The 17,810-nt window shown below is 38.0% G+C and carries 17 protein-coding genes and 2 riboswitches; of the genes, 6 read left to right on the top strand and 11 right to left on the bottom strand.

Going from position 1 to position 17,810, the window contains the following annotated elements; all coding sequences use genetic code 11:
• Positions 1-236: 236 nt before the first annotated feature.
• Positions 237-335, bottom strand: a riboswitch (SAM-I-IV-variant riboswitch).
• A 199-nt stretch (positions 336-534) separates the two neighbouring features.
• Positions 535-2,757, top strand: a complete 2,223-nt coding sequence (locus ACNFU2_RS12740; protein WP_273649992.1) for an outer membrane beta-barrel family protein — start codon at positions 535-537, stop codon at positions 2,755-2,757.
• Between the two features lie 99 nt (positions 2,758-2,856).
• Here ACNFU2_RS12740 and ACNFU2_RS12745 read toward each other — a convergent pair whose 3' ends face one another.
• From ACNFU2_RS12745 to ACNFU2_RS12795, 11 genes are all read right to left on the bottom strand, one after another.
• Positions 2,857-3,567, bottom strand: a complete 711-nt coding sequence (locus tag ACNFU2_RS12745) for a HesA/MoeB/ThiF family protein (protein WP_273649994.1) — start codon at positions 3,565-3,567, stop codon at positions 2,857-2,859.
• A gap of 10 nt (positions 3,568-3,577) precedes the next feature.
• Positions 3,578-4,696 (bottom strand): 2-iminoacetate synthase ThiH, encoded by a 1,119-nt coding sequence (gene thiH, locus ACNFU2_RS12750; RefSeq protein ID WP_172281225.1) that lies wholly within the window; start codon positions 4,694-4,696, stop codon positions 3,578-3,580.
• A gap of 11 nt (positions 4,697-4,707) precedes the next feature.
• A complete protein-coding gene (locus ACNFU2_RS12755) occupies positions 4,708-5,481 on the bottom strand; it encodes a thiazole synthase (protein WP_273649997.1) in 774 nt (257 codons plus the stop codon).
• Positions 5,478-6,098 carry a thiamine phosphate synthase gene (locus ACNFU2_RS12760; protein ID WP_273649999.1) on the bottom strand — a complete coding sequence of 207 codons (621 nt, stop codon included), beginning with the start codon at positions 6,096-6,098 and terminating at the stop codon, positions 5,478-5,480. Before ACNFU2_RS12760 ends, ACNFU2_RS12755 begins: the two co-directional genes overlap by 4 nt.
• A gap of 3 nt (positions 6,099-6,101) precedes the next feature.
• A complete protein-coding gene (locus tag ACNFU2_RS12765; RefSeq protein ID WP_273650001.1) occupies positions 6,102-6,707 on the bottom strand; it encodes a thiamine phosphate synthase in 606 nt (201 codons plus the stop codon).
• Positions 6,704-8,515, bottom strand: coding sequence for a phosphomethylpyrimidine synthase ThiC (thiC, locus tag ACNFU2_RS12770; RefSeq protein WP_273650003.1), 1,812 nt, complete (start codon positions 8,513-8,515; stop codon positions 6,704-6,706). The genes ACNFU2_RS12765 and thiC overlap by 4 nt, the downstream gene beginning before the upstream one ends.
• Positions 8,516-8,539: 24 nt before the next feature.
• Positions 8,540-8,746 carry a sulfur carrier protein ThiS gene (gene thiS, locus ACNFU2_RS12775; RefSeq protein WP_172281231.1) on the bottom strand — a complete coding sequence of 69 codons (207 nt, stop codon included), beginning with the start codon at positions 8,744-8,746 and terminating at the stop codon, positions 8,540-8,542.
• A 64-nt stretch (positions 8,747-8,810) separates the two neighbouring features.
• Positions 8,811-8,908: riboswitch (TPP riboswitch) on the bottom strand.
• A 125-nt stretch (positions 8,909-9,033) separates the two neighbouring features.
• On the bottom strand, positions 9,034-9,711 hold the full coding sequence (locus ACNFU2_RS12780) for an RluA family pseudouridine synthase (protein WP_273650005.1): 678 nt from the start codon (positions 9,709-9,711) through the stop codon (positions 9,034-9,036).
• A 7-nt stretch (positions 9,712-9,718) separates the two neighbouring features.
• The gene (locus ACNFU2_RS12785; RefSeq protein ID WP_273650008.1) at positions 9,719-10,042 is read right to left on the bottom strand and encodes a hypothetical protein; all 324 of its coding nucleotides are present in this window, start codon (positions 10,040-10,042) and stop codon (positions 9,719-9,721) included.
• On the bottom strand, positions 10,042-10,857 hold the full coding sequence (gene panB / locus ACNFU2_RS12790) for a 3-methyl-2-oxobutanoate hydroxymethyltransferase (protein ID WP_172281236.1): 816 nt from the start codon (positions 10,855-10,857) through the stop codon (positions 10,042-10,044). Before panB ends, ACNFU2_RS12785 begins: the two co-directional genes overlap by 1 nt.
• Positions 10,858-10,919: 62 nt before the next feature.
• On the bottom strand, positions 10,920-11,633 hold the full coding sequence (locus ACNFU2_RS12795; protein WP_172281238.1) for a Crp/Fnr family transcriptional regulator: 714 nt from the start codon (positions 11,631-11,633) through the stop codon (positions 10,920-10,922).
• Positions 11,634-11,723: 90 nt separating this feature from the next.
• Between ACNFU2_RS12795 and ACNFU2_RS12800 the strand changes: the two genes are divergently transcribed.
• From ACNFU2_RS12800 to ACNFU2_RS12820, 5 genes are all read left to right on the top strand, one after another.
• Positions 11,724-14,099, top strand: a complete 2,376-nt coding sequence (locus tag ACNFU2_RS12800) for a heavy metal translocating P-type ATPase (protein WP_273650011.1) — start codon at positions 11,724-11,726, stop codon at positions 14,097-14,099.
• Between the two features lie 109 nt (positions 14,100-14,208).
• Positions 14,209-14,433: a cbb3-type cytochrome oxidase assembly protein CcoS gene (gene ccoS, locus ACNFU2_RS12805; RefSeq protein WP_172281242.1), complete on the top strand. Its 225-nt coding sequence runs from the start codon at positions 14,209-14,211 to the stop codon at positions 14,431-14,433.
• Between the two features lie 5 nt (positions 14,434-14,438).
• A complete protein-coding gene (gene ccoN, locus ACNFU2_RS12810; RefSeq protein WP_172281244.1) occupies positions 14,439-16,700 on the top strand; it encodes a cytochrome-c oxidase, cbb3-type subunit I in 2,262 nt (753 codons plus the stop codon).
• A 16-nt stretch (positions 16,701-16,716) separates the two neighbouring features.
• Positions 16,717-16,914, top strand: a complete 198-nt coding sequence (locus ACNFU2_RS12815; RefSeq protein WP_089028120.1) for a cbb3-type cytochrome oxidase subunit 3 — start codon at positions 16,717-16,719, stop codon at positions 16,912-16,914.
• Positions 16,915-16,923: 9 nt separating this feature from the next.
• A complete protein-coding gene (locus ACNFU2_RS12820; protein WP_172281246.1) occupies positions 16,924-17,805 on the top strand; it encodes a cbb3-type cytochrome c oxidase N-terminal domain-containing protein in 882 nt (293 codons plus the stop codon).
• The last annotated feature ends 5 nt before the right edge of the window (positions 17,806-17,810 follow it).

Genomic DNA, 17,810 nt, shown 5'->3' on the forward strand with positions numbered 1-17,810 from the left:
AACCTTGAAAACACAAGGCTAAAAGAAAAATGATAAACGGTTTTATTAGTTAATAGAAACCAGAGGCTAAGAACAACAACACATACACATCACGAAATGCCATGAGTGATCACCAGCATACAGAAGCTTTGCTTCGATATCTGCCGGGCAAAAAGTCAAATTCATTGTGCTGTAATTTTCCCTGTTCTTAAACATTGATTTTAAATTTTAAACAAAAATTGTAAGATGGGAATGAATAGAAAAACATTTTTTCCGGAGCTTGCCGGCTTATCTATTTCAGCACCTTGCTTGTTTTGCAGGTTGCTATCCCATCTATGAGATTCTTGATAATTGTGAGGCAAAGATATAACTATTTTACAAATAAAAAAATAATTTGTAAAATTTTTAAATTAATCGCAAAACCAAGCCGTATGATGATGCAATATGATTATATTCTATTGTGAGGTATTTCATGGAATAAAACAACCCTCTAAAAACTTTCCTTGTAACATTTTTTTATTTTAAACGTCTAACTGAGTAGTAGTAAAAACCATTATGAAAAAAATTGTACTCGTTTTATTTTCCTTAAGCATTATTGTCACAAAGGCTCAGGAAAAAACCAACAACCAGGTCAAGGAAAAGCAGATCGAAGGGGTTGTAATTACCAAAACTAAAAAAGCCGTTGAACAAAAAGCAGACCGGACTATTTTTGATTTTTCAGAACAACCCCAGCTGAACAACGGAAATGTTTTAGAGGGTATCAAAAAACTTCCGGGTCTGGTGTCTACTGATATTGCCGGTATGATGTATCAGGGAAAGATCCTTGATGTTTATCTTAACGGACGCCCTTTAAACATTACTTCCAATGAGCTCAATTCATTTTTGGAAGGGATGCCTGCCAATTCTGTAGACCGAATTGAAGTGATCACTCAACCTGGCGCTGAATTCCCGGCAACTTCCGGGGGTGCAATTATGAATATCATTACGAACAAAAATGCCAATAAATATCTTACGGCAACTTATTCAGGAAATTATTCATTTACCAACTACGGTAAGTTGAGAAGCAGAACCAGCAACTCTTTAAATTTAAACGCCCGTAATAAATATTTCGGATGGCAGCTGAACATCGGACAGAACTATCGGGAAAGTATGCTGAATTCGAATCAAAATGATTTATTATTAAGCAATACGGATAGAATCGGCCGTGGTTATTTCGCGAAATCGGGCTTAACATTTGATCTGGGACAGGACAGATTATTATTAAATTACGATATCTATCATAATAAAAACAGCAATTACACAGATAGTAACGGTTTTGCTGACCTACCGTACATTCCTGTTAAAGACAGTATCAGGGAAGGATATTTTCATGCATTTGATGCCGCTTACACGAATAATTTGAGACAGGAAGCGGTAATAACCTATCAGAAACGCTTTAGTGATAAATCTCAAAAACTGGATTTCCAGTTCGGATATACCAAATCAACGAGTAAATTTGATCAGAATAATATTTTCAGAGATATCAGTTACATCAATCCTAACGAAAACTTTCCAAGGTTTTCGGATGGCCTTTTACTGAACAATGAATCTGACATGAGAATTGCTAATTTTAAAGTGGATTATTCGCAACCAATCAAGATCCTTGATGGAGGAAAGGTAAGTTTCGGTGGATTATATGAAAAACAAAACTTCGATACCCAAAGCAGAGGTTTGACCAATCTGGACTATCAACGACAGACCGCTTCCACCTATCTTGAGTTCCAGGCTAAATTGAAAAAATTCGATTTCACATTAGGATCAAGGGCTGAAAATTATGACATCTCTGGAATTACAAGGGTGATTGACAGTACCGGTGCAATAGTTCAGAAAAATCTGATCCCTTTTAATAAGTTTAAATTATTTCCAAATGCAAGCGTTCAGTACAGCTTTATGAATCAGGTTTCTGTTTCAGCAAACTATAACAAGAAGATCAGTCTGCCAAGTATTTCTGCACTTAATCCCAATAACACTACATTTCAGGGACCGAATACCCAGGTTACCGGAAATCCGAATCTGCAGCCTACGATCTTTGACAATTATGAAGTAAAACTTTCTGCCTTTGATTATGCATTCATCGGATATAGTGTAAGCTCAGCTAAAAATCAGGTTGCACAGATCATCAGAAAAAATGGAAAAAACCTGTTTAATGAGCAGATAAACATTTCCAGCATGAGGATCCACAATTTCAATGTAGGGCTTCCTGTCCCTTTCATGATTTTTAGTAAGCCCATGAGCGAAATCATGAAGTTTGATTTTAATCCAGACAAAATCAATTTTATGTATCTGTATGCCGGATATCAGAAACATGATATTGATAATTTAAACAACAAAGGATTCTGGATTTTCAATGTGATGACCCAACTTATTCTGCCTAAACAGATTAAGCTAACAGCAAACTACAGCTACCTGACGCCAAAAGCAGGTTATTTCTACTTCACAGCAGAAAAACCATTCAGCAATTCACTGGATATTACACTGACTAAAAAGTTTTTGGATAACCGTCTTACTGTTTCTGTTTTTGCTAATGATATTTTTAACGGACAGGTAATGCAGGTCCGTTCTAATCCGCCATCCGGAGAAGCGGTTACTTTGAGAACAAAATATGACACAAGAAATTTCGGACTTTCCATTAATTACAAGATCCCAACCAAAAACAAACTGGCTAAAGAGGATCCGAATATCTTAAACAGCAGCAAGAAAGAGGATAACGGAGGGGTAATGCAGCAGGATAGTAAATAATCAGGTTATAGTCTTTTAATACTACATCAACATATCAATTATCATAAAATCGGGCAGTAAGAATATTCTTATTGCCCGATTTATTTAAAAACAATATAATTAAAAATCGATGGTGCGAAATCTCCAGTCCAGAGTATCGACCAAAGTCAGCTGATTGGTATTCACAGGAAGATCTGTAATTATTTTCAGGCTCAGATGTGCCATCATACTTCCTATTATTCCGGGTAATGATCCCAGAACACCTAAACTATCACAATCCGGGGTATCTTCATCCACCGGTGGTTCAGGAAAAAGATCCCTCAGGTTTTTACTCTCTCTGTAATTAAATACTGCCACCTGACCGGAAAAGCCCAGAATACTTCCATAAACCACCGGCTTTTTTAGTCTCACACAAGCATCATTAATTAAATACCGTGTAGAAAAGTTATCTGATCCGTCTACAATCAGGTCATATCTGGAAATTATCCTTTCAACATTTGAAAGATCTATCTTTTCATCAATGGGAATAATAGTAATATGCCTGTTAAGTGCTTCAACAAATTGTACTGCGCTGGACACTTTGGATATCCCTACACTTTTTTCATTATGAATAATCTGCCTGTTCAGATTATGAAGCTCTACTTTATCAAAGTCTGCGATCCCTAAAATGCCAACTCCTGCCGCTGCCAAATATTGAATAACAGGACTCCCCAATCCACCAGCCCCCACAACAAGCACTTTCGCATTAAGTATTTTTCGTTGCCCTGAAGTACCAATCTCATCAATAAAAATTTGACGGCTGTATCTGGAAAACATTTCTTCGCTATTCATGATCATTCTATTAAAAACCACTGTACACAGAATCCCAATCTTTCATAACAGGATCATATCCCGCATTCCTGATCACATTTTTTATATCCTGCATGCTTCTTTCATCACTGGTTTCAAATTGTTCCAACGATTGAGGATCTACAGCATAGCCTCCCGGATTAGTCTTAGATCCGGCACTCATGGAAGTGGCTCCAAGAGATACAATATGATTTCTGAAATTTTCATTCTCCCTGGTAGAAATGGAAATTTCAAGATCTTCATTCCATATCCGGTAAGCACAAATGAGTTGCAAAAGCTCTTTATCTTCCATAATGAAGTTGGGTTCTATGATTCCCTCAGCGGGCCGTAATCTCGGAAATGATACGGAAAATTTACTTTTCCAATATTGCTTTTGCAGGTAATCAATGTGGGCTGCATTGAAGAAGCTATCGACTCTCCAATCTTCCAATCCTAATAAAACACCTAACCCCATTTTATGGATCCCTGCTCTTCCTATTCGGTCAGGTGTTTCCAGACGAAAATTAAAATTTGATTTTTTACCTTTCGGATGATACTGCTTATACACTTCCTGATGATAAGTCTCCTGATACACAAGGATTGAATGAACTCCTTCCTGATGGAGTAATCGGTATTCATCTTCTGACAATGGCTGTACTTCGATAGAAATGTTGGCAAAATGGGATTTTAATAACCGAACAGCATTCAGAAAGTAGGCAATTCCTACGGTCTTATTCGCTTCACCGCTTACCAGCAATATATGATTTACTCCCATCGCCTTCAGAACCGTTGCTTCTATCATAATCTCAGTATCGGAAAGTGTTTTTCTTTTCAGTTTATTGTCTAAGCTAAAACCACAATAGGTACAAATGTTCTGACATTCGTTACTAAGGTATAAAGGTGCATACAGCTGGATTACTTTGCCAAAACGTTTTTGGGTAATCGCTCTCGCCATGCCAGCCATCACTTCTAATTTCGGTGCCGCAGCCATTGAAATAAGATTAAGGAAATCATCTAATGTTTTCTGCTTCTTCTGAAGGCTGTATTCTACATCGGATAAAGTGACATTTTCCAGTTTTTGTTTAATATCATTCCACTCATAGGATGTGAAAACCTCCTCAAAATTTTTCATTCTAATACGATTTATTCAAATAAAAATGAAGTCAAGGGGCTTGATGCCTCAGCATGGGAACTAATCGAGCCCAGTCCGGCTTCATAAGCTCTTCTTCCTGCAATAACCCCTTCCTTAAATGCAATTGCCATACTGATCGGATCCTTTGCCACGGCTATAGCAGTATTCACCAATACGGCATCAGCACCAATTTCCATGGCCTTTGCCGCATCAGATGGGGCTCCTATTCCTGCATCAACTACCACAGGAACTTTGCTCTGGCTAATGATAATTTCCAGGAAATCCAACGTCCGAAGACCTTTGTTCGTTCCGATAGGAGCTCCCAATGGCATAACCACTGCTGTCCCTGCGTCTTCTAACCGTTTGCATAAAACGGGATCAGCATGAATGTAGGGCATTACAATAAACCCAAGCTTCGCAAGTTCTTCCGTTGCATATAATGTTTCTATAGGATCCGGCAGTAAATATTTAGGGTCCGGATGTATTTCCAGTTTCACCCAGTTTGTTTCTAACGCTTCTCTGGCCAATTGCGCAGCTAGTACCGCTTCTTTGGCAGTACGGGCTCCGGAGGTGTTAGGCAGAAGATGGGTATTGGTGGGCTGCAGTGCCGTGAGAATACCATCATCCTCAGATTGAGCATCAATTCTTTTCAGTGCCATTGTCACCATATTGCTTTCTGATGCAATAATGGATTGCGTCATTTCTGCCAGATTTCCGAATTTACCCGTTCCCAGAAATAGCCTTGATTCGAAACTTCTTCCTGCAATTGTTAGTATATGATTCATTTGAAAGATTTTATAAATTCATTAACGACAGACGGCCTGCCTGTAATTTGTCCGGAGACAGCAACTCCATGGATTCCAATTTCCTGTAATAATTCTACATCTTCAAGACGTACACCTCCAATTGCATAGATTGCAGGAATTTTAACCGATCTTTTTTCTAAATCCCGGATCAGTTGCTGATACCCTTTAAAGCCCAGTACCGGACTTAATTTCTCCTTTGTCGGTGTATACCGCAATGGCCCCAAACCGATATAATCACAAGATTCATCAATTCTTTGCAGGACGTCCTCTAATGTATTAGCTGTTCCCCCGACTATTTTTTCAGGACCCAGAATTTGTCTTGCCTGAGTGATTGTATCATCATCTAATCCTAAATGGACACCATCAGCATCTACGAGTTCTGCCAAATGTATGTGATCGTTAATAATACATATTGCCCCGTATTCGGTACATTGTAATTTTGATTTTTCACACAATTCAAAAAGCTCTTTCCCAGGCGCGTTTTTCCAACGAACCTGCACCCACTTTACACCGGCGTCCAGAGCCCTGTAAATATTCAATTCCTGTTCTTCTTTTGTATTTCCCTGGGAAATATATTGTAATTTTTCTTTGACCAATTTCTACCTGTTTTGATAATTATATTCCAACATTCTATTCCTGCACTGATTAAATGCCTTTACAGGTTGCTCATTCATCCAGATCCCTCCCAGCAAGGCAAGACCTTCTGCTCCCGATCTCAGTGCTATCTCCATGTTTTCCTCATAGATTCCTCCTAAAGCAATAAGTTTCACATCATGATTATTCCGAAGTCCTATCCTCTCCAAAACCTTAGAATGTTCTCCATATCCCGGTTTTGAAATGCTTGAGAAAAATGGACTGAAAAAAGCATATTCCCAATTGGGCTCAAGAGCATTAAAACAAATGATATCATGTACCGATGTAGAGATTACCGAACCTTTTGCACGCCATGAATGCAATCCATTAATACGGTCCTCTTCTCTGAAGTGTATTCTTGAAATGCCATATTCTGCTGCCAGGTCAAAATAACCGTGCATTACCAATCGATGACGGAATGATGCATCGATCTGATCCAAGAAAACGATCATTTCTACCTCAGTGATAAAAGGTTTCCTGATATGAAATAATTCCAGCCCATCCTGAAACATCTTATTGACACATTCTGCTTCATTGATTAAAATGTTTTCAGGACTTATGACAATGATCATAAATAAATTTCCTTTCCGTTCTCGATAAACTCCTGTGATTTTATCATCATCCCCATTTCAGCGGATTCCCGTATTTCCTGAGTAATTTTCATGGAACAGAATTTAGGACCACACATGGAACAAAAATGCGCAATCTTTGCTCCCTCTGCCGGTAATGTTTCATCATGATATGCTTTTGCCGTTTCAGGGTCCAGGGAAAGATTAAACTGATCTTCCCATCTGAATTCAAACCTTGCTTTACTCAGAGCATTATCTCTGTACTGAGCACCTGGATGTCCTTTTGCCAAATCCGCAGCATGTGCTGCCAGCTTGTAGGTAATAACCCCGTCTTTCACATCTTTTTTATTGGGTAGTCCTAGATGTTCTTTAGGGGTAACGTAACAAAGCATTGCACATCCAAACCATCCGATCATGGCAGCTCCGATTCCTGAAGTTATATGATCATAGCCCGGTGCAATATCTGTTGTTAACGGCCCTAACGTATAGAAAGGTGCTTCGTGGCACTCTTCCAGCTGCTTATCCATATTTTCTTTGATCATATGCATCGGAACATGACCGGGACCTTCAATCATTACCTGTACATTGTGTTTCCAAGCAATCTTCGTAAGCTCTCCTAAAGTCTCCAGCTCTGCAAATTGTGCAGCGTCATTAGCATCTGCAATAGATCCCGGACGAAGTCCGTCACCTAAAGAAAAAGCTACATCATATTTTTTCATGATTTCACAAATCTCTTCAAAATGCGTGTACAAGAAGTTTTCTTTGTGATGATAAAGACACCATTTAGCCATAATAGAACCTCCGCGCGAAACAATTCCCGTTACTCTATTAACGGTAAGGTGAATATATCTGAGCAGCACTCCTGCATGAATGGTAAAATACGAAACGCCTTGCTCAGCCTGCTCGATCAGGGTATCTCTAAATACTTCCCAGGTAAGATCTTCAGGAACTCCTTTCACTTTTTCAAGTGCCTGATAAATAGGAACAGTTCCGATAGGTACAGGACTATTTCTGATGATCCATTCCCGTGTTTCGTGAATATTTTTTCCTGTGGAAAGATCCATAATAGTATCCGCACCCCATCTGCATGCCCACACTGCTTTTTCGACCTCTTCATCGATACTGGAAGAAACAGCACTGTTACCAATATTGGCATTTATCTTTACTAAAAAATTCCGCCCTATAATCATCGGTTCACTTTCTGGGTGGTTGATGTTATTAGGAATGATTGCCCTTCCGGCAGCAATCTCTTCTCTTACAAATTCAGGAGTAATCTTATTTTTAGGAGTTCTTGCCCCGAAATTGTTCCCGGCATGCTGGGAAGACATTTCTTTGGAAACAAAATCAAGCTGTTCTATTCTTTGGTTTTCACGGATGGCAATGTACTCCATTTCAGGAGTAATGATCCCCTGTTTTGCATAGTATAACTGGGTTACTTCTTTTCCTTCCAGAGCGACTTTTGGCTTATGGTTATAAGAAAAACGTAATTCATCCAGTTTCGGATCTGCCAAACGGGCTTTCCCATATTCGGACGATATTCCGTCGAGAATTTTTACATCTCCCCTTTCCAGTATCCATTGCTCTCTTATTCTTGGAAGTCCTTTCTGGATATCGATCTGCGAATTTTCATCCGTATAAGGTCCTGACGTATCATAAACCGTGACAGGAGGATTATTCTCCAATGTTCCATTGCTGAGCTTTGTAGGGCTCAATAGGATTTCGCGCATAGCAACCTTAATAGGATGAATGCTTCCTTCAACATAAATTTTCTTTGAGTTCGGAAATGGCGAACGCGTAATTGAATGTGCCATAAAATTATTGGGGTTTTACGAAGATTAGCCGCCCTGTGTTGCGGTAATAATTAAAATTGAATCCTGGTCCTGAAGTACAGTATTCTGCCAGGAGGAAATGGGAATAATACGATTGTTTAAGGCAACAGCGATTCCTTTTTTGCGGCCGGGTGCCTCCAGAGCCATCAAAGCCTCCAGGTTTTCCGGTGGAATATCGAAAGTTTTCCGTGTGTGATTGATTATAAGTTCCATTCCAAGATTTTTGTTATAAATCACTTTAGGAATGGCTATAATTGTACAATAGAAATGTACAGCAAAAAGTCATCTCACTTTTCCCTACGCTGGTATGATCCAGATCAGGTTCAAAGGGTAAAGTCTCAGTCTGCTTGTGAACAGACACCCCTAAAGTATGGGACGAAGTTAGTTATTTTTTCAAAACAGGCAAAATGATTTCATTAAAAACAAAAAGACCATCTGCTTTTAGAGGGTCTTTTGTATGTTTAATAGTATAATGTTAAGATTAACTTTTATATTCAGACTTATTCTTCGCATGCTCTCCATATGGCATCATTTTGCGGAACAGGAGCTACAATTCTGATCTCTTCTTTGGTCACGGGATGGATGAATGTAAGCATCCGTGCATGAAGATTGATTCCTCCATCCGGATTGGACCGGGGTGCTCCATATTTCAAATCACCTTTTATTGGAACTCCAATCTTGGAAAGTTGAGCCCGGATCTGATGATGTCTTCCTGTTTCCAGATCAATTTCAAGAAGCATATAATTGTCCAGGGTTTTAATAACATTATAAGTTAAAATTGCCTCTTTCGCTCCATCTGTTGCCTTTGGAAAAACAATGGCTTTATTATTTTTCTCATTTTTCTTTAAATAATGAACCAGCCTCTGGTGATGCGGAATCATTTCTTTAGCAACAACAGCCCAGTATGTTTTTTTAATTTCCCTGTTTTTAACCATCTGGGTAAGACGGGAAAGGGCTTTTGAGGTTTTGGCATAAATAACCAAACCTGATGTCGGACGATCTATACGATGAACCAAACCGAGAAAAACATTTCCCGGTTTAGCATCTCTTTTCTTTATAAAGTTCTTTATTGATTCTAATAACGATTCATCACCGGTCTTGTCACCCTGTACAAGCTGACCGACTTTTTTATTTACAACCAGGAGATGGTTGTCTTCATAAGCAATCTGCTCCTCCATTTTACATTTAATTAATCTGTCGTCTGTTCGACAAAGAAAGAATAATCCCTGCAAGAAGCCCAAGTGTTTTCATTGCAGCCAGCCTTGATTCCAATGGAAGAAAAGCGCCAACAATACAAAGACCTGCGGCAGCATACATTGGATATACAAAATTTCTGTTAGACAGAAAAGGAGCTTGAATGGCAAAACTTATTCCTATGACGATGTAAAATACCCTTTTCGAGAGAATATCATTAGTTTCCGGTGAAAAGAAATTGAACCATCCTACGGCAAGGCAGATCAATGCGATAACGGAAATAACTCCTTGTATAGTCTGTTGATTATCTCTCATTAATAGCTTTCTTTTTCATTAGGAAAGGTAACCTCTTTTACATCTTTTACATATTGTGCAACCGCCCCTGTGATTTCACTGTAAAGATCAAGATATCTTCTCAAAAATTTTGGACTGAACCCCTGGTTCATTCCTACCATATCATGATAAACCAAAACCTGTCCGTCACAGTCAGGGCCTGCTCCGATTCCGATTGTCGGAATCGAGATACTTTCAGATACTTTTTTAGCCAAATCTGCCGGAATTTTTTCTAAAACAACAGAAAAGCACCCTAATTCTTCTAAAAGCTGCGCATCACTGATCAGTTTCTCAGCTTCTGCTTCGTCCTTCGCTCTTACTTTGTAAGTTCCGAATTTATAAATAGACTGAGGGGTTAATCCTAAATGCCCCATCACAGGAATTCCTGCATTAACAATTTTCTTGATTGATTTTGAAATCTCTTTACCGCCTTCAATTTTCACAGCATGGGCACCGCCCTCTTTCATCATTCTCACGGCAGACTCTAATGCTTTTTCAGGATTACTCTGATAAGTTCCAAAAGGAAGGTCAGCAATAACGAGAGCTCTGTCTACTCCACGTACAACGCTTTGAGCATGATAGATCATCTGATCAAGAGTAATAGGCAGCGTAGTTTCAAAACCTGCCATTACATTGGCTGCAGAATCTCCTATCAAAACAGCATCTACTCCTCCTGCATCTACCATCTTTGCTGTAGTGAAATCATAGGCTGTAAGCATTGTTATTTTTTCCTTGTCGAACTTCATTTTACGCAAGGTTTCAGTCGTAACTTTTTTTATTTCAGAATGAACAGACATAATGTATCTATATTTTAAAAGTTAAAAAGTCGGCTTCCGCCGACTTAAATTTTTTTTATGATTTATAAAACTACGTGACCTAGTTTCATTAGTTTGTCGTGGTTGAGGATCTTGATGTTTCTTCCGTCCACTTCTATCAGATCATCCTGTTTGAATTCGGAAATCAGACGGATAGCACTCTCGGTAGCTGTACCGATGATATTGGCAATTTCTTCTCTTGTTAAAGAAATTTTGATAAACCCTTCCGGATCTACTCCTAATTTCTGTTCCAGAAGCAATAAAATTTCAGCCAATCGCTCTCTTACGGTTTTTTGAGCAAGGAAAGTAATCGTGTTTGAAGATTCTCCTAATTCATAAGCTATTTTCTGAAGCATTACGAAAGACAATTGAGAATCCACCTCTAAAAGATACATAAATACATCTGCAGGTAGAAAAGTACACTCAATATCAGTCATTGCTTCAGCTTTAGCCTGAAAATTTTCTCCGCAAAGTAAAGAACGGTAGCCAATAATATCACCTTCTTTGATAAACCTTAAGATCTGATCTTTTCCAAAGGCTCCGGATTTAGAAAGTTTAGCAGCACCATTTTCTAAAAAATATACTCCCTTTGGAGTTTCTCCATCTTCGAAAATAGTATCGTGTTTCTGAAATTTTAATTTCTTTTTTGTGCTAATGTATTTTTCAAAATCTGCGCTTGAAAGTCTTTCCTTAAAAGATTTATCATTAAAAACTCTGGCGAACCTCTCTTCAATTGCAATCTGTTGTTCCTGCGACATTTTAATATGACATTTATCACAAAAATAGAACATTTTAACTCGATAAACAAAAAAATTTGTTATAATTTTGTACCTCAATAATTTATGAAGGTGAGCGAGAACTGTTTCCATTGTGGTCAAGGCATAGAAAAAGAACGAATTCTTTTTGATGAAAAAATTTTTTGTTGCAACGGTTGCAAGTCAGTTTACGAAATTCTGAATACCAACAATCTAAGTAATTTTTATGAACTGAATAAAAGAGCAGGAATTCGTCCGGACGAAAATTCCTCTCAGTTCGATTATTTGGACACCCCGGAAATTTTTGAAAAAGTCACCGATTTTTCAGAAGGCAATACAAGCCTTGTGACTTTTAAAATCCCTGTAATCCACTGCTCATCTTGCATCTGGCTTTTGGAAAGCCTTCATACCCTGAACGACGGCATTAAATATTCACAGGTCAATTTTACCAGAAAGACCCTACAGGTTTCTTTCAACCATAACGATCTAAAACTAAGCGAACTCGCTAAATTTTTAACCAACCTCGGATACAAACCGGTCATTAGCCTGGAAACGGCAGAGAAAAACGTGGATCATCTTGATAAGTCCCTTCTTGTTAAACTTGCCATTGCCGGTTTTGCGTTTGGGAATGGAATGTTCCTTGCTTTTCCTGAGTATATTGGAGGTGAAGATTATTGGATGCAGCACTACAAAGGACTTTTTAGAACATTAATGTTTCTGCTTGCCATTCCTGTAGTTTTCTATTCAGCTTCAGATTATTACAAATCGGCCTGGTATGGTTTAAAGAACAAGATCGTTAATATTGACGTTCCTATTGTTTTGGGTATTTTCGTTCTTTTCGGAAGAAGTATTTATGAGGTAGCAACAGACTACGGACCTGGCTATTTCGATACACTTTGCGGGCTATTATTCTTCATGCTGTTAGGAAAAACCTTCCAGAAAAGAACTTATAGCGCTCTTTCATATGACCGTGATTACAAATCTTTTTATCCAATTGCAGTTACCAAAGTCGATTTTGATGGAAAGCAGGACAATATCTTACTTTCAGAAGTTAAAGTAGGAGACCGGATTCTGGTTAGAAACCAGGAAATCATCCCCGTAGATGCTATTCTTATTAACGGGGAAGGAAATATCGATAACAGTTTCATCACTGGTGAAAGTGAAAGCATAAGTAAACAACCGGGAGATAAAATTTTTGCCGGTGGAAAACAGATAGGTTCTTCTCTTGAACTTGAAGTGATCAAAAATGTGGACCAAAGTTATCTTACTCAACTTTGGAATAAGGAAGCATTTAAGAAATACGAAACAGGACTTGACACTCTCACCAATAACATCAGCAAGTATTTCACATTTATCATCTTAGGCATAGCTTTGATTTCAGGAATTTACTGGTCATTCATTGATCTGGAAAAAATGTTCCAGGTGGTATCTGCCATATTGATCATTGCCTGTCCTTGCGCGCTGGCGCTTTCCGCTCCTTTTACTTTCGGGCACATTATGAGGATTTTAGGACGAAATAAATTCTATGTAAAGGATACCCTGACCATTGAGAAAATTGCAAAAATCGACACACTTGTATTTGATAAAACCGGAACCATTACCCACCGCAAAAAAACAAATATCAAGTATGAAGGTTCCACCATTTCAGAATTCGACTCACTGAATATCAAAACCTTATTAAAAAATTCAAATCACCCGCTTTCAAAATCTTTATACGAATTTATTGATATTAATGATGACTACTTCCCTGTTGATAATTTCGTTGAGACCTCCGGGAAAGGATATGAGGCTACTGTAAGAGGAGCTCATTATAAGATAGGATCTGCAAAATATAATAATCAGGAATCTAAAAATCTTGAAACGGCAGTCTACATCAGTAAAAACAATGAATTTCTAGGTAAATTCATATTCAAAAATGAATATAGAAGTCGCCTTAAAAACTTATTCAAAACGCTCAACCATTATAAAATCTTCATTTTAAGCGGAGATAATTCTTCTGAAGAAAATCAGTTAAAGGAAATTATCCCCAACTATCAGGCGATGGCATTTAATCAAAGCCCGGAGGATAAATTAAATTACATCAAGCAACTCCAGGATAAAAATTACAAAGTTGCCATGTTGGGAGATGGATTAAATGATGCAGGAGCATTGAAACAAAGCAATGTAGGAATAGCCATTGCAGATGACACCAATACCTTTACTCCTTCATCTGATGTCATCATGAATGGTGACAAAGTGGTTACCCTTGACAGGTACCTGAACGTTTGCAAAGGCTCAATTACTATTGTTAAAATGACATTCATAATAAGCTTTTTATACAATATAGTAGGCTTAAGTTACGCTGTCACAGGCCATATGCATCCGCTATTCGCAGCGATAATCATGCCAATAAGCTCAATCACTGTAGTTGCATTCACTACAATTTCAACCTGGATCTTAGGACGGAAATACTTTACCAAAGAGGCGTAGAAGCCCTTATTTAGACTGATTTTAAATTAGCAAGAATCGGTATTTCGTGATGAATGTCATTATTTTTCACTAAATTTGAACCCCGAAAATAGGTTAATTTTGTTGTCTGATGGATATTCTATATTTAATGATCCTATGCAGTGTTTCTTTAGCTGCAATTTTCTTGGTCGTTTTTATAGTTAACGCCCGAAAAGGACAGTTTGAGGATGATGAATCTCCTGCTGTACGAATTCTTTTTGACTCCGGTGAAATAAAGGAGAAAGAGAAAGATGGCAACAAAACAGACGAGAAAGAAAAAGGAGAAAATAATAAAATTGAAGAAAAAAGTGAATAGTTGATATGGAGACACAAAAGTTTAGTTATGACAACAGTATTGTTCGGGCATTTCTTTATGCGACCATAGTTTTTGGGCTTATAGGGTTTTTGTTCGGGCTTACAGCAGCCTTAATGCTTTTCTACCCTGAACTTCCTGAATTTTTATTTGGTACAGATGATACTACCATTCAGAGTTTGAAGAGTGGTAATATCCAAGGGCTAATTAATACTCATGGTGCATTTGGTTTTGGTAGAATCAGAATGTTGCACACCAACACGGTAATCTTTGCATTCGTTTGTAATATCGTTTATACCGGTATTTATTACTCATTACAGAGATTATTAAAAACAAGAATGTATAGCGATACATTATCTTGGTTACATTTCTGGACTTGGCAGTTTATGATTGTTGCTACGTTCATTACATTCTTTATGGGGATCAACACCTCTAAAGAATATGCTGAGCACGAATGGCCAATCGATATATTAATTGCTTTCTCATGGATCATTTTCGGTATCAACATGTTCTTAACTATTGCTAAGAGAAGGGTAAGACACCTTTATGTAGCTATCTGGTTCTACATTGGTACCTGGATCGCAGTAGCAATGCTTCACATCTTTAATAACTTAGAAGTTCCGTTATCTTTCACAGGATGGAAATCATATTCAGCATATGCAGGGGTAAAAGATGCTATCGTACAATGGTGGTATGGTCACAATGCAGTAGCATTCGTATTAACAACTCCGGTTTTAGGTTTGATGTATTACTTCTTGCCAAAAGCGGCAGACAGACCGGTTTTCTCATATAAACTGTCTATTATCCACTTCTGGTCATTAATTTTCGTATATATCTGGGCTGGTCCTCACCACCTTCAGTATACTGCACTTCCTGCATGGGCACAGGCAGTAGGAACAGGGTTCTCTATTATGCTTATCGCTCCATCATGGGGAGGAATGCTTAATGGTCTTCTTACCTTAAGAGGAGCATGGGATAAAGTAAGAGAAAATCCTATCCTTAAATTCTTCGTGGTGGCTGTTACATGTTATGGTATGGCAACTTTTGAAGGACCGCTTTTAGCAACTAAAAATATCAACAAGATCGGTCACTTTACTGACTGGGTAATCGGACACGTACATTTAGGTGCACTGGGATGGAATGGTTTCATGGCATTCGGTGTAATCTATTATCTTGTACCTATCTTGTGGAGAACAAAATTATGGTCTGTAAAACTAGCTAACTGGCATTTCTGGTTAGGGACTTTAGGAATTATTTTCTATGCAGTACCAATGTATATTTCAGGATTTACTCAAGGTTTGATGTGGAAACAGTTCAATCCAGACGGAACCCTATTGTGGAAAAACTGGTTGGATACTGTAACAGCTATTATCCCTTATTTTAAAATGAGATTCTTAGGAGGATTCTTCTACATTTCAGGAGCTATTTTAATGATCGTAAACGTTGTTGCAACGGTAAGAAAAGGATCATTCCAGAAAGAAGTTCCTGCAGAAGCTCCTGCTTTAGCAAACATCAGCAAAAACAGAAAAGAAGGAGAAGGAACTCACCTATGGTTAGAAAGAACTCCTGTATTATTAGGTATTTTATCTTTCATCACTATTTCTATCGGTAGTTCAGTTGAAATTATACCTACTTTATCACTTAAGAAAAGTGTACCTACCATTTCAGCAGTGAAGCCTTATTCTCCGTTGGAACTTGAAGGTAGAGATATTTATATCCGTGAAGGTTGTAACGCTTGTCACTCTCAGATGGTAAGACCATTCCGAGATGAGATCGTAAGATTTAACGGTAAAAACGGACAATATTCAAAAGCGGGTGAGTTTGTTTATGACAGACCATTCTTGTGGGGTTCAAAAAGAACGGGACCGGATTTACATAGAGAAGGAGGGAAAAACCCTAGTTCTTGGCACTATAAGCACATGTATAACCCAAGATCGACATCAGCGGGTTCTATCATGCCTCGTTACCCTTGGTTAATCGCTACGAACTTAGACAGATCTAAAATGGTTGATAAAATGTTACTGATGAAAAATACTTTTGACGTACCATATACAAAGCCTCAGATAGATTCTGCAAACAAGTGGGCAGATAACCAGGCAGCGAAGATTGTAAAAGATATTTTCTCTGAAGCAAATGACCTGAAAGAGGCTTATGCGAAGAGACCTAAAGGTGAACTAGAGAAAAAAGAGGTTGTAGCCCTTATCTCTTATCTTCAAAGATTAGGTACTGATATCAAAACAACAGAAATAAAAACAGCAAGTAATAACTAAAAAATATTAAAGCTCAATGATTCCTCAGAACTTTAAAGATATATTATCCAATACAGAAAACGCTGGTTTTTACCAGACGCTGGCTCTGATTTTCTTTATGCTGTTCTTCGTAGCTTTGGTAATATATGTTTTTAGCAGACCTAAAAAATATTACAAGGAAGAAGAAGAGGCTCCTCTGCAGGATGACGAAGACGACTTTAATTTAAAAAATTAAAAATTTATTATGAAACAAAGAACACCGGTTGTTGTAAACATTTTAATAATAATTGGACTTTTAATAGTTTTTTATTATTTATTTGTACAAAGCTACTCGTTTCTAGCTTCACCATACTTCTGGGGAACTGTTGTGATAAGTGCTATCTTAGCTTATATTCATAGCGCCATTGGAGACCTGATTGAAAATAATAGATTCAAAAAATTGTCTCCTGAAGAAAAAGCGGCTTACCTTGCTGAGAAAAAGATTCCTTTCTTAAGAAGAATGTATGACAGTGCATTCAAAAAGCAATCTGTTACAGAGGAAAAAGACATCCTTATCGACCATGGCTTCGATGGAATTATGGAGCTCGATAATCAATTACCAAAATGGTGGGTAGGTTTATTTTATTTTGGGACTGCTTTTTGTATTGTATATATATGTGCATACTCTTTTACAGACTTCGCTCATCCATTAAGCGAATATGAAAAAGAATATAAAGAGCAAATCGCAAGTATTGCAGAGTACGAAAAATCTCAGCCTCCTGTAACCATTGAAACAGCGAAATATTCGGCTGATAATATTGCAGATGGTAAAGAGCTTTTCAAAACAAACTGTGCATCTTGCCACGGAGAAGACGGAAGAGGAGGTATTGGTCCGAACTTAACGGATAATTACTGGATCAACCAACCAGAGAAGACTTTATTTAAAAATGTTTTCCATATGGACTGGAATGGTTCTCCTACGAACCCTGCCATGAGACCGTTTGGTAAAAATGGTGAGGTTTCAGGTGCCGAAATTGAGAAAATTGCAGCTTTTGTATATCACATCAATCAGGAACAACCACCAATTACACCGGCTCAAGGTGGAGCAGCTCCTCAGGGAACAGAAGCTCATTGGGAAAAAGAATAATTTAA

Origin of the sequence: Chryseobacterium sp. PTM-20240506 (assembly GCF_048296755.1) — a bacterium.
Lineage (GTDB): Bacteria > Bacteroidota > Bacteroidia > Flavobacteriales > Weeksellaceae > Chryseobacterium > Chryseobacterium proteolyticum.

Coding starts and splice junctions, on each gene's coding strand:
- thiS (WP_172281231.1), bottom strand. CDS start 8,746: ATGGAACTTATAATCAATCACACACGGAAAACTTTCGATATTCCACCG.
- ACNFU2_RS12740 (WP_273649992.1), top strand. CDS start 535: ATGAAAAAAATTGTACTCGTTTTATTTTCCTTAAGCATTATTGTCACA.
- ACNFU2_RS12780 (WP_273650005.1), bottom strand. CDS start 9,711: ATGGAGGAGCAGATTGCTTATGAAGACAACCATCTCCTGGTTGTAAAT.
- ccoN (WP_172281244.1), top strand. CDS start 14,439: ATGGAGACACAAAAGTTTAGTTATGACAACAGTATTGTTCGGGCATTT.
- ACNFU2_RS12765 (WP_273650001.1), bottom strand. CDS start 6,707: ATGATCATTGTCATAAGTCCTGAAAACATTTTAATCAATGAAGCAGAA.
- ACNFU2_RS12785 (WP_273650008.1), bottom strand. CDS start 10,042: ATGAGAGATAATCAACAGACTATACAAGGAGTTATTTCCGTTATCGCA.
- ccoS (WP_172281242.1), top strand. CDS start 14,209: ATGGATATTCTATATTTAATGATCCTATGCAGTGTTTCTTTAGCTGCA.
- ACNFU2_RS12795 (WP_172281238.1), bottom strand. CDS start 11,633: ATGTCGCAGGAACAACAGATTGCAATTGAAGAGAGGTTCGCCAGAGTT.
- thiC (WP_273650003.1), bottom strand. CDS start 8,515: ATGGCACATTCAATTACGCGTTCGCCATTTCCGAACTCAAAGAAAATT.
- ACNFU2_RS12820 (WP_172281246.1), top strand. CDS start 16,924: ATGAAACAAAGAACACCGGTTGTTGTAAACATTTTAATAATAATTGGA.
- ACNFU2_RS12815 (WP_089028120.1), top strand. CDS start 16,717: ATGATTCCTCAGAACTTTAAAGATATATTATCCAATACAGAAAACGCT.
- thiH (WP_172281225.1), bottom strand. CDS start 4,696: ATGAAAAATTTTGAGGAGGTTTTCACATCCTATGAGTGGAATGATATT.
- ACNFU2_RS12745 (WP_273649994.1), bottom strand. CDS start 3,567: ATGAATAGCGAAGAAATGTTTTCCAGATACAGCCGTCAAATTTTTATT.
- ACNFU2_RS12755 (WP_273649997.1), bottom strand. CDS start 5,481: ATGAATCATATACTAACAATTGCAGGAAGAAGTTTCGAATCAAGGCTA.
- panB (WP_172281236.1), bottom strand. CDS start 10,857: ATGTCTGTTCATTCTGAAATAAAAAAAGTTACGACTGAAACCTTGCGT.